The sequence below is a fragment of the Sphingobium sp. BYY-5 genome, from assembly GCF_022758885.1.
GTDB lineage: Bacteria > Pseudomonadota > Alphaproteobacteria > Sphingomonadales > Sphingomonadaceae > Sphingobium.
Window position 1 is genome coordinate 2,038,411 of sequence record NZ_JALEBH010000001.1, and the last position, 11,165, is coordinate 2,049,575.

Annotated in this window: 8 protein-coding genes, 1 tRNA gene and 1 pseudogene; 8 read left to right on the forward strand and 2 right to left on the reverse strand. The window is 60.2% G+C overall.

The annotated features are described in order from the left end of the window. Nucleotides 1-8: 8 nt before the first annotated feature. Nucleotides 9-1,124 carry an alanine dehydrogenase gene (gene ald, locus MOK15_RS09755; protein WP_242932709.1) on the reverse strand — a complete coding sequence of 372 codons (1,116 nt, stop codon included), beginning with the start codon at nt 1,122-1,124 and terminating at the stop codon, nt 9-11. 154 nt (nt 1,125-1,278) lie between these two features. On the opposite strand from ald, the gene MOK15_RS09760 reads away from it, so the two are divergent. After that, nucleotides 1,279-1,752, forward strand: coding sequence for an Lrp/AsnC family transcriptional regulator (locus MOK15_RS09760; RefSeq protein ID WP_242931433.1), 474 nt, complete (start codon nt 1,279-1,281; stop codon nt 1,750-1,752). On the opposite strand, the gene MOK15_RS09765 is transcribed toward MOK15_RS09760, so the two are convergent. Then, nucleotides 1,736-2,626: a peptidylprolyl isomerase gene (locus MOK15_RS09765; RefSeq protein ID WP_242931434.1), complete on the reverse strand. Its 891-nt coding sequence runs from the start codon at nt 2,624-2,626 to the stop codon at nt 1,736-1,738. The two genes, MOK15_RS09760 and MOK15_RS09765, sit on opposite strands and share 17 nt — an antisense overlap. A gap of 105 nt (nt 2,627-2,731) precedes the next feature. Here MOK15_RS09765 and MOK15_RS09770 point away from each other — a divergent pair. The 7 genes and pseudogenes from MOK15_RS09770 to MOK15_RS09800 all read left to right on the forward strand — a co-directional run. Continuing rightward, nucleotides 2,732-2,822: transfer RNA gene (locus MOK15_RS09770), tRNA-Ser, on the forward strand. Nucleotides 2,823-2,980: 158 nt separating this feature from the next. After that, on the forward strand, nt 2,981-4,237 hold the full coding sequence (locus MOK15_RS09775) for an integrase arm-type DNA-binding domain-containing protein (protein ID WP_242931435.1): 1,257 nt from the start codon (nt 2,981-2,983) through the stop codon (nt 4,235-4,237). Between the two features lie 28 nt (nt 4,238-4,265). Then, complete coding sequence (locus MOK15_RS09780) at nt 4,266-4,970, forward strand: replication protein A (RefSeq protein WP_242931436.1); 705 nt, start codon at nt 4,266-4,268, stop codon at nt 4,968-4,970. A 640-nt stretch (nt 4,971-5,610) separates the two neighbouring features. After that, nucleotides 5,611-5,823, forward strand: coding sequence for a hypothetical protein (locus MOK15_RS09785; protein WP_242931437.1), 213 nt, complete (start codon nt 5,611-5,613; stop codon nt 5,821-5,823). 55 nt (nt 5,824-5,878) lie between these two features. Then, complete coding sequence (locus MOK15_RS09790; RefSeq protein ID WP_242931438.1) at nt 5,879-10,195, forward strand: RHS repeat-associated core domain-containing protein; 4,317 nt, start codon at nt 5,879-5,881, stop codon at nt 10,193-10,195. A gap of 23 nt (nt 10,196-10,218) precedes the next feature. Continuing rightward, nucleotides 10,219-10,641 (forward strand): hypothetical protein, encoded by a 423-nt coding sequence (locus MOK15_RS09795; RefSeq protein WP_242931439.1) that lies wholly within the window; start codon nt 10,219-10,221, stop codon nt 10,639-10,641. A gap of 118 nt (nt 10,642-10,759) precedes the next feature. Next, nucleotides 10,760-11,134, forward strand: a pseudogene (locus tag MOK15_RS09800) (transposase); the annotation flags it as partial. Nucleotides 11,135-11,165 lie beyond the last annotated feature (31 nt).

The following is an 11,165-nucleotide window of genomic DNA, read 5'->3' on the forward strand; positions in this document are numbered from 1 at the left end:
CGCCGGGATCAGGCGATCGCGTCTTCCACCGGAGTATAGGGCAAGCCCAGGTCCTCTGCCACCGCCTGATACGTCACCTTGCCGTCCCAGATGTTGAGGCCGGCGCGCAGGTGCGGATCGCGGCGCAGCGCATCCTTCCAGCCCAACTCGGCGATGCGCAGGGCATGGGGCAGCGTCACATTGTTGAGCGCATAGGTGCTGGTGCGCGCGACCGCGCCGGGCATGTTGGCGACGCAATAATGGACGACGCCATCGACCACATAGGTCGGCTCGGCATGGGTGGTGGCGTGGCTGGTTTCAAAGCAGCCGCCCTGGTCGATCGCGACATCGACCAGAACCGCACCCTTCTTCATGGTCTTGAGCATTTCCGCGCTGACCAGCTTGGGTGCGGCGGCCCCGGGGATCAACACCGCGCCAATCACCAGGTCCGCCTCGGCCACGCATTCGGCAAGGTTCGCACGGTTGGAGAAGCGGGTCTTGGCCCGCGCCTCGAAATACATGCCCAGCTTTTCCAGCACTTCGGGGCTGCGGTCGAGGATGGTGACGTCGGCGCCCAGGCCCGCCGCCATCTGCGCCGCGTTGAAGCCGACGACACCGCCGCCGATCACCACAACCTTGGCCGGCAGCACGCCCGGCACGCCGCCCAGCAATACGCCGCGGCCGCCATGCGCCTTCTCCAGCGCGGTCGCGCCGGCCTGGATCGACATGCGGCCGGCAACCTGGCTCATCGGCTTGAGCAGCGGCAGGCCGCCCGACGCGTCAGTCACGGTTTCATAAGCGATGCAGGTCGCCCCGCTGGCGATCAGGTCACGGGTCTGCTCCGGATCGGGCGCAAGGTGCAGATAGGTGTAGAGGATCTGGCCGGGGCGCAGCATGGCGCGTTCTTGCGGCTGCGGCTCCTTCACCTTCACGATCATCTCGGCAGTGGCGAAGATGTCGGCGGCAGTGGCGATAATCTCGGCGCCTGCCTTCTCATAGAGCGCGTCGCTGGCGCCGATGCCCTCGCCCGCGCCGGTTTCCACCAGCACGCGATGACCGTGCGCGGTCAGTTCATGCACGCTCTCAGGCGTCAGGCCGACGCGATATTCGTGATTCTTGATCTCTTTGACGGTGCCGACGATCATCATGTCTCTCCAGAAGCAAAGGGCGGACAGGGTCACGCCGCTGTGTCCCGAACATAGCGCGGGTCGGTCAGCGAATGTTCCCTGATTTTGAACCTTTGACAGAGACAGGCAGGATGATATCCCGAACAAAACCTCTTTTACGGAATTTCATTGCATGGATAGGTTCGATGTTGCGATCATGGAAGCGCTCCAGGCCGACTCACAGCGTTCCATGCAGGAATTGAGCGAACTGATCGGCCTTTCGCCCTCCGCCTGCCATCGCCGGGTCAAGGCGCTGGAGGATGGCGGCGTGATCGCGGGCTATGCCGCCCGCCTCAATCCGGTAGTGCTCGGCTTGGACCTCCACGCCTTCGTCGAAATCTCGCTCACCAGCCAGAGCCGCGAGGCGATGGACCGGTTCGAAGCGGCGGCCGCAGACTTCCCCGAAATATTGGAATGCCATCTGATGGCGGGCCATGCCGACTATCTGCTCCGTGTCGCCGCCGCCGACCTTAAAGGGTTCGACGACATCCACCGCGACTGCCTCGCCCGCCTGCCGGGCGTATCGGCGATCCGCACCAGCTTCGCCATCCGTCGCATCCGCGACTGGCGCGGCTACCGCTTGCGTGGGCTTAAGGCGCAGCCCTGACCGGCACCGGCGCGTTACAAAGGTCGACGCCGCCGGCCGGACGATCATAAAAATCATCCTTCCGGTTGGCGCGCAGGCGCAGATAGTCGGCAAAGCTCCGTGAGGCGACATCCATCTCCTGGAAGCGCGGCCGTTCCGCATCAGGCAGGTCGCTGGCCAAGCGGATGGAAAGGATCGGCACCTGATGCTCCTGCGCCGTATAAAAGCCCAGTTCGCCCGAACCACGCGGCAGGCTGGAAAGATTTGCCATGCCATCGATCACCCGGCCGACCACGGCGATATTGCGGTCGAGCTGGCGCGGCGCCTGGCCGATCACGGCATATAGCTCTGCCCCGGTCCCGGCGTCGGGCGAGAGGTTGCGGCCGACCCCGACATAGCCGTAGCAATGCGGCAGCCAGGCCGACGTCCCATCCATCGCCACCGGCCAGCCACCGACATAGCCGGTCGTGGGCGCATAGGGATCGGCATAGGGCAAAGGCGTGACCTGCAACCGCCGATTGGCCAGCGGTACAGCATAATCGAGCGGGCTGGTGGCGGTCAGGCCCGGTGGCATCGACTTCTTCTCGGTCGCGTCACCCCATTGCACGACATAATTATCCTGCACCCGGTTGATGCTGGTGCCGTCCCACCAATGCGCCCTTGCCAGCGCCTGGATATTGGCGACGTGCCGCGGCGAGAAGGCCGGCGCGAGCTGGATGACCACCCGCTTGCCGCCTTCGATGGTCATGACCAGCAGTGCATCGGCGGGGATGGCGCGCCAGGCCGCAGCCGGCGCCTGCGCCACGACAGCCGCCGGCGTGGCGGGCGGATCGGCGGCGATGGCAGGAGCAGCGGTCAGAACGGCAAGCAGCGCGGCGCAAAAGCGATGGGTCATATCGCGATCAAACAGGGATAGCGGGATAAAGTAAAGGAGCACTGTCCAATGCCCCTTGCCTAGCCGGACGACGCACGATAGGGAGCCGCACTTCCAGAGCAATGCGGAGCGGTGGCCGAGTGGTCGAAGGCGCTCGCCTGGAAAGTGAGTATACGTCAAAAGCGTATCGAGGGTTCGAATCCCTCCCGCTCCGCCAAGTATTCTTCTCCGATAACTTCACATCATCTCAAAGTACGCAGAAATGCGTTATTTGTTGCGCGTCTGCGATCTCCCTGTATCTCATATGTTCTCGTGAAAGCTTGAACGATTCGGGGGCACTGTGGGGGCATCAATTTGCAGTTATGGGGGCACCGGATGCTGACCGACCTGCAATGCCGCAAGGCCAAAGCAGGGGAGAAGGACTACAAGCTCTCCGATGCTCACGGTCTCTACCTGTTCGTTACCAGGACCGGCTTTCGTTCCTGGCGCTGGAAGTACCGCTTTGCCGGCAAGGAAAAGCGGCTGGTGCTGGGCAGCTATCCCGACATGAACCTGAGCGCCGCCCGCGAAGCGCGGGAGAATGGCGCGCGCCTGCTCAGGAGCGGTATCGATCCGGCGCTGCAGGCCAAGCAGCTGGCTGCGATACGGCTGGAGGAAGCGGAAGCGACCTTCGAGGCGGTTGCCCGCGAATGGCACGGCCAGCAGCTGGGCGGCTGGGTGCCGCGCCATGCGGCCGATGTGATCAAAAGCCTGGAGCAGGATGTGTTCCCGAAGATCGGCGCCCTGCCGATCAAGGGCATTACCTCGCCCATGGTGCTGGAGGTGATTCGGGCGATCGAGGACCGGCCTTCCATCGAAACGGCAAGAAGGGTGCGGCAGAGGATCTCGGCCGTTTATGCCTATGCCATTGCATCCGGCCTTGCCGATGCCGATCCGGCAGCCCCGATCAGGGCTGCGCTGAAGCCGCTGATCAAGGGACGGCAGCCCGCACTCGCCACGCTAGAGGAAGCCCGCGCGCTGCTGCGGCAGGTGGAGGCCGCACCCGCCCATCCTATGACCAAGCTCGCGTCCCGCATGCTGGCGCTCACTGCTTTGCGGCAAGGCGTCCTGCGAACGACAATGTGGTCGGAGCTGGAAGGGCTGGACCCGGACGAACCGGTGTGGCGGATCCCGGCTGCACGGATGAAGCTCAAGCTCGACCGCAAGATCGATCCGCGCTTCGATTTCATGCTGCCGCTTTCGAAACAAGCGAAGGACGTGCTGGAAGCCGCGCGTGCCTTTGCACCCTACAGTCGCCTCGTCTTTCCCAGCCAGCGCCATGTACATCGGCCAATCAGCGAGAATGCGGTCGGCTATCTCTACAACCGTCTTGTCTCCCATGGGCGACATGTGCCGCATGGGTGGCGCTCAACCTTCTCCACGATCATGAACGAGCGGGCGCAGGCGCAGGGCCTTGCAGGGGACCGGGCGATCATCGACCTGATGCTGGCGCACATTCCCGAGGGTGTGGAAGCGAGCTACAACCGGGCTGCCTATATGCCGCGACGGCGCGAGATCGTGCAGGAGTGGGCGGACCTGTTGATGAAGGATATGCCGCCGGCCATGGCGCTGCTGGAAGGTCCACGCCGCTAAGGGGCAGTTGGGCTGAAGGAGGCGCCGCATGAGCGCGCGCTCCCTTTTCGAGATCGCCACGGGTATCGAGCACAAGGCGCGGCGGACCTTTCAGCCCGTTCGCCGCAACAGCTATCATGCCGGGGCGCGCGAGGGCCGCTTCTGGCGGCCGGTGAACCCAAAGGACAAATGGGCACATATCCGGGCGGCCGAGGCCTATGATCGCCAGCGCAAACAGGCAGGCAAGCGCAATGGGCCACTTGGTCATATCGCGCTGGAACTGCTGCGCGAGCTTTACCGCATCGTCGACTACAAGACCGGCAGGCTCGAGCCCTCGATCGATTATCTGATGCGGCAGCTGCGCCGATCCCGGGCCGCGATCGTCCAGGCCATGGCCCGATTGAGAGAGCATGGCTTCCTGGAATGGATCCGCAGGACCGAGCCGACCGGCAATGAGGGCTTTGGACCGCAGGTGCGCCAGATCACCAATGCTTATCGCTTCTGTCTCCCGGCAGCGGCACGGCGGATGGTCGAGCGGATCGTTGGCAAGGGGCCAGCGCCGGTCGATGATGCCCATCGCCGCGAGACGGTTGCGCAAGAGACGGAGGCCATGTTGGCATCTCTGCCGGCCAACCGGCGTATGCACGCGATGATCGACGACGAAACGCTTGCCGCAACCCTCGGCCGCATGGGGCTTTTGCTGGAAAGTAACGCGAGTTCATCCAGCAGCCAGAATCCTGGCATGGATATATAGAAGGAACGGCTTCGCCGTGCGCAGGTCAGAGGACCCAGGCTCATAAGCGATATTCCTCCCACAAATCCCCTCCGGTGGAGAGGTGGAACGCACCGCCCTTGGCGGCGCGATTGCTCCCCAACGGGCGCAAGAGGCTTTGGTGTGCCTGAAAGGCGGCCCGCTGGTCCAGTGCCAGGGGCTCACATCACAGGTGCATCAAAATGCATCAGCGCACGGGAGCTGCAAATCGCCATGCGGCCCCCAGCCTGTGCCGCGTCACTGCCCTTTCGACTGGTGCATCAAAACCGACACGAAAAGTGCGCAGGCGAGGCGGGGGAATAAGCGAGTTTTCAGGGGGATGCGTATAGCCGCACGATGGGAGTTTGGTAGGCTGCGTGATTCCACCTGCCGCGTGAAGGTCGGGAAGGTTTGTGACGGCCCACATCATCGGCGCGCCGATGATGTGGGACGCGGGCGCCCGCCTGATGCGAGCTGGGAACCCGGAAGACTGGCAGGCCATCGCTCTCTTGAAAGGCTATATCCGCCCGCAGGAACCAGCGAGGAGCGTCGGCCAATTTATGACAAACATTGTTTGAAAGTCCGATATCTTGTCATCGGCTGGCCGAACTGCTTAGGTTGCGTAGTGAAACGGGGGAAAATCATGAAGCTGGTGAAATCGCTTGTGCTTGTCGTAGCCTGCTGCGCGCCCATAGTGGCGCACGCCAACGAAACCATCACCTACACCTATGACGCACGGGGCCAGGTCATAAAGGTCGAGCGCTCAGGCACGGTCAACAACGGCATCACGACCGAATATGTCATCGACAAGGCCGACAATCGCTCCAGCGTCAAAGTGACGGGCGCACCCAGCTAGCCTGACCCGCAATAGACGGTCGCTTTTCCATCACGCCTGCCAACAGGGGACCATCATGACGAACTCGATCCAGGTCGAGCGTGGGCCGATGCGTGCGCGTAGCGCGCTGCTGGCCATTTCAGCCATTCTCGCTTCCGTTTCCGTGCCGGCCGTCGCGCAAAGCCTCGGCACGGCACCGCCCGCGTGGCTCTCGGTCGACGAAAATGGCGTCGATTCGGTCAAGGGCAGCTACAACTTCTCCATGACCGAAGGTTCGATCGGGGAAGGCGATGAAGCGCTTGCCATGGTTCGCTACTGGGGTGAGGCGGGCTGGAGCGACAATTGGAGCGGCACGCTCATTCGCATGGGGGGAGATGTGCGTGTCGTCTTCGGCAATATATCGGAACGCTTCACTCTTAGCGGCACGACTTTCGTCAATGCGAAAGCCAATGGCGCAACCTTGAGCGTGGATGGCAGCAACACCTTCTATACGTTTACCGCATCAGACGGCACTATCATCACATATAATGTTCCGTATGATCCACTCACGCCCTCCGTAACCCTCGTAGGAGATGGGGGGTGCCAGTCTTCGGGTGGAATGATGGCCTGCGGCCTTCCCGATACGATCACCCGGCCCAACGGCTACAAAATAAATCTGGTGTGGGACGTAACCTCCATCTGTACCGGCGGGGAGGAATGTCAATCGATCCGGGTGTCCTATCGCCTGAAAACGGTCCATGACAATCGCGGCTATATGATGAAGATCCGCTATCTGTCGGACAGCACCAGCATAGCCGCTCGGCCCAATTGGATCAGGCGGCAATGGATCAAGTTCATCAACAGGGCCGTCGACTCTTGCGATCCGGATGCGTTTGATTGCACGAGCCTGACACAAAGCTGGCCCACCGCCACATATGATCATTCCGTCTCGGACCAGTTGAGCATTACCGATCCGGGTGGGCGCGTCTGGCGTTTCACCACCTCTGCGGGCAAGCTGACCGGCATCAAGTCGCCGGCCAAGAGTTCCGACAATGTGACCATTGCCTATGGGACCAATGGTGTCACTTCGCTCAGCGATGGAGCGGTCACATGGGCCTATAATCGCACCGTATCGGGCACCACCGCGACGACAGTGCGTACGGACAGCCTTTCGCATACCCGTACGGTCACGTCCGACCTGAACATCGGTCGCCCGCAGTCGGTGCAGGATGAACTGGGGAAACTGACGTCCTTCCAATATGACGGCAATGGCCGTCTGACGAGGATCACGCAACCCGAAGGGAATTATGTCAGCTATGCCTATGATGCACGCGGCAATATCCTGACGACCACGCAGGTCGCCAAATCGGGTTCCGGGCTCGCCAATATCGTCACTTCCGCCAGCTATCCGGCAAGCTGCACCAATCCCAAAATCTGCAACCAGCCGGAAACCACGACGGACGCCAGGGGCCAGGTTACCAACTATGCCTATGATGCGACCCATGGCGGTCTATTGTCGGTGACATCGCCCGCCCCCAGTGGCGGTGCCGTCAGGCCGCAAACGCGCTACAGCTATGGCAGCGCCAGCGCATGGTATAAAAACGGATCCAATGCGATCACGGCCGGCTCCGCAATCTATCGGCTGACATCTGTTTCCGCCTGCGCGACGACGGCCAGTTGCACGGGGACAGGGGATGAGACGAAGACAGTCATAGCCTATCAAGGCGGTTCGGCCAGCAGCAGCACCAACCTTTTGCCTTTGAGTGTATCATCTGGTTCGGGTAATGGCGCGCTGACGGCGACGACGGCTTATAGCTATGATGCCATTGGCAATCGCCTGACGGTAGATGGGCCTCTGGCGGGGAGCGCGGACACGACGCGCTATCGCTATGACGCGGCGCGCCAGATAGTCGGTGTCATTACGCCTGATCCCGATGGCGTGGGGTCTCGCAAGCCCCTTGCGCAGCGCATAAGCTATAATGGGGACGGCCAGGTGACTTTAGTCCAGACCGGCAACGTCACCGATCAGGGAGACACGGCCTGGAATAATTTTGCGGAAAGCTACCGTCTTACGAACGTCTATGACGGCAACGGCCGGATGAACCGCCAGACGATCTGGTCCAATGGCGTGGACTATGCGGTTGCGGATTATATCTATGACGCGCTGGGTCGTCCGTCCTGTTCGGTGACATATATGAACCCTGCCAATTGGGGGCCGCAGGCCAGCAGTTGCACGCCGCTGCAGACGACCGGTCCCAATGGCTCCGACCGCGTGGTCAGGACCAACTATGATGCCGTTGGTCGGGCAACGAGCGTCGAGGAGGGTGTTGGCACCGCCGCAGCGGCCACCACATGGGCCGCGACCTACGGCAACAATGGCCAGCAACTCACGGACAGGGATGGTGAGAACAATCTGACCACCTATGAATATGACGGCTTCGACCGGCTGGTGAAGACGCGCTATCCCAATAGCGCGAAGGGTGCCGGAACCAGCTCGACCACCGACTATGTCCAGCTGACCTATGACGCTAACAGCAATGTCACCAACACGCGCCTGCGCGATGGGCAGAATATCGGCTACACCTATGATAATCTCAATCGGGTGACGCTGAAGAACCTCCCCGGAACCGAAGCGGACGTGAACTACGGCTATGACCTTCTTGGTCGCACCACGCTGATGCAAAGGCCCGCTGACGGAGTGACCCTCACCAACGGCTATGACGCTCTGGGCCGGCTCATCACCGAGGGGCAAACGTTCGGATCGATGACGTACGAATATGACCTTGCCGGACGTCGGACCAAGGCGACCTGGAATGACGGCTTCTATGTCAATTATGATTATGACATGATGGGCGCCATGACCAGGATCCGCGAGAATGGGGCGACCTCAGGCATTGGCGTGCTGGCGACCTACAGCTATAATGACCTGGGCTTCCGGACCGGCACGGCGTTTGGCAACGGCACCAGCGCCAGCTACACGCCCGACGCGATCTCGCGCCTCTCGTCGATGACGCAGAACCTGGCGGGCACGGCGCAGGACCTCACACTGGGCTTTGGCTATAATCCGGCCAATCAGCTCAAGCAGACGACGCGCAGCAACGACAGCTATGCCTGGACCGGCCATGTGAATGTCACGCGCCCCTATGCGAGCAACGGCCGTAACCAATATGCTACGGCCGGCGCCGCCAGCTTCAGCTATGACGGGCGTGGCAACCTGACGGGTGATGGCACCAACAGCTATAGCTATGGCTCTGAGAACCGGTTGAACTCAGCGACGGGCGGGGTCACGCTCCACTATGACCCGTTGGGCCGTTTGCACGAATATAACACCAGCGTCTCGACGCGCTTCACCTATGATGGTGGGCATATGGCAGCGGAAGTGGCCAATCCCTCCGGTGCGATCACACGCCGTTATGTCTATGGTCCCGGCGCAGATGAGCCGGTCGTCTGGTATGAGGGGTCGGGCACGGCCGATCGCCGTTGGCTGCACGCCGATGAGCGCGGCAGCATCATCGCTGTGACCAACAGCAGCGGCGCGAGCCTTGGCCTCAACCGCTATGATGAATATGGCATTCCTGCCTCCACCAATCTGGGCCGGTTCCAATATACCGGCCAAGCCTGGCTGTCGGGCCTCAACATGTATTATTACAAGGCCCGCATCTACTCCCCCACCCTCGGCAGGTTCCTCCAGACCGACCCCATCGGCTATGCCGATGGCATGAACATCTATGCCTATGTCGGTAATGATCCTGTAAACAGTACCGACCCTAGCGGGCTGGAAGGTGGAAAAAGAATACGGGGCAGCAATTACAGGCAACCCAGAAATCCGACACCAAATGAGAAGGATGAAAACCTGGGTCCCGTAGTAGGCGTTGTTACAGGACAGAGACCTGCCCCTCCATCTGCTCCAGGCAATCCGGTGATTAGACCCGGAGGGGGTGGAAATATCGGTGGAGCAGAGCCAGGTGGGGGTGGCTCCCTTCCCGCGACGCAAAAATTAAATGATTGTCAGAAATCATTTCTCGCGAATGAACTTTCCAAACGCGGATTGCCGAGCTCTCACCTCAACGATGTGAAATTCGTTTCTGGCCTCGACGATAATGCTGGCTTCTTCACGAAGAAAGCATTCAATTCTTCTACGAATCGAGCAGTAACACAGGGCAGCACCATTTATGTTCAGCCGCGCTATTTCAACGAGTTTGCAAATTTTGGATCTGCAGGTGGATTTGAAGAAATCGCTCATACTGCTCAGTTTTCTTTGTTAGGATCGTCGCGGTTCTATTATGATTATGGGATGTCGTCTGCAATGGGCTGGCTCAGCGGAGCCGGAAATTATGACGGCAATATGCTTGAAGCTACGGCAAAACTTTACGCTGCGCAGATGAATTCACAGAAAGCAGGAATGTGCCCGTGAGGATTATAGCAGTTATCGCGGCCATGCTGATCACCACCGCTTCCGCCTGCTCGAAGCCAGATTTATGTAAACAAGAAAGTTTTTTCTGCCAGTCAAGAGATAGTTGGAAAGATAACGCAAAGGAACTCTCTGATCGTGAAGTTTATCATCTCAATAAATTATTGATAAATTACTACAGCCCGTCGGATGAATCACTTCTAAATGAGGTGGGATCGAGAGGAAAAACGGCAATTGATCTGCTCATAAATGATATCAATTCATCACGGATGTTCAAAAATTATTCGTACATTATTACTTACGTTGACGCGGTAAGGCGTAATGGAAATTACGATATTTGCAATTATAATGATGAACGAAGACGATTGGAGGAAGCAATCGAAAAGAGTGCAGGCGTCAGAACGAGCCTAGTCAATCAGTTTTGCCAGAAAGGCGTCAACCCGAAATAGCAGCATGCCGTCGGTACGAGGGGTCTGGCACGACCGATCGCCGTTGGCTGCACGCCGATGAGCGCGGCAGCATCATCGCTGTGACCAACAGCAGCGGCGCGAGCCTTAGCCTCAACCGCTTGCGCTCCATGTAGCGCCTGCCAGCGCCGAGGATCGCGGTGAAGTGGAACGGCTCGCGCACACCGTGCAGGCCGTCACCGACGACCATGTCGAGATCGCCTGGGTCGACCAGGGCTATGCCGGTGAGCGGGCCGCCAATGCCGCAGCCAAACATGGCATCTCGCTGGAAGTCGTCAAACTGCCCGAGGCCAAGCGCAGCTTCGTCCTCTTGCCGCGCCCCTGGGTAGTCGAGCGGTCATTCGCTTGAGCGGCGCGCTTCCGCCGCCTCGTCAAAGACTATGAACGCTATGCCGAAACACTCGCAGGACTTGATGTCATCGCTTTCGCCTACCTTATGATGAAGCAGGCCATCACTATCGTCGCAGGTTCATAACAGTCTCTAGTGATATTGCGTTCTTCTTGGC

Excerpts from the sequence above, each read along its gene's own strand:
- ald (WP_242932709.1), bottom strand. The coding sequence starts at position 1,124 with ATGATCGTCGGCACCGTCAAAGAGATCAAGAATCACGAATATCGCGTC.
- MOK15_RS09760 (WP_242931433.1), top strand. The coding sequence starts at position 1,279 with ATGGATAGGTTCGATGTTGCGATCATGGAAGCGCTCCAGGCCGACTCA.
- MOK15_RS09765 (WP_242931434.1), bottom strand. The coding sequence starts at position 2,626 with ATGACCCATCGCTTTTGCGCCGCGCTGCTTGCCGTTCTGACCGCTGCT.
- MOK15_RS09775 (WP_242931435.1), top strand. The coding sequence starts at position 2,981 with ATGCTGACCGACCTGCAATGCCGCAAGGCCAAAGCAGGGGAGAAGGAC.
- MOK15_RS09780 (WP_242931436.1), top strand. The coding sequence starts at position 4,266 with ATGAGCGCGCGCTCCCTTTTCGAGATCGCCACGGGTATCGAGCACAAG.
- MOK15_RS09785 (WP_242931437.1), top strand. The coding sequence starts at position 5,611 with ATGAAGCTGGTGAAATCGCTTGTGCTTGTCGTAGCCTGCTGCGCGCCC.
- MOK15_RS09790 (WP_242931438.1), top strand. The coding sequence starts at position 5,879 with ATGACGAACTCGATCCAGGTCGAGCGTGGGCCGATGCGTGCGCGTAGC.
- MOK15_RS09795 (WP_242931439.1), top strand. The coding sequence starts at position 10,219 with ATGCTGATCACCACCGCTTCCGCCTGCTCGAAGCCAGATTTATGTAAA.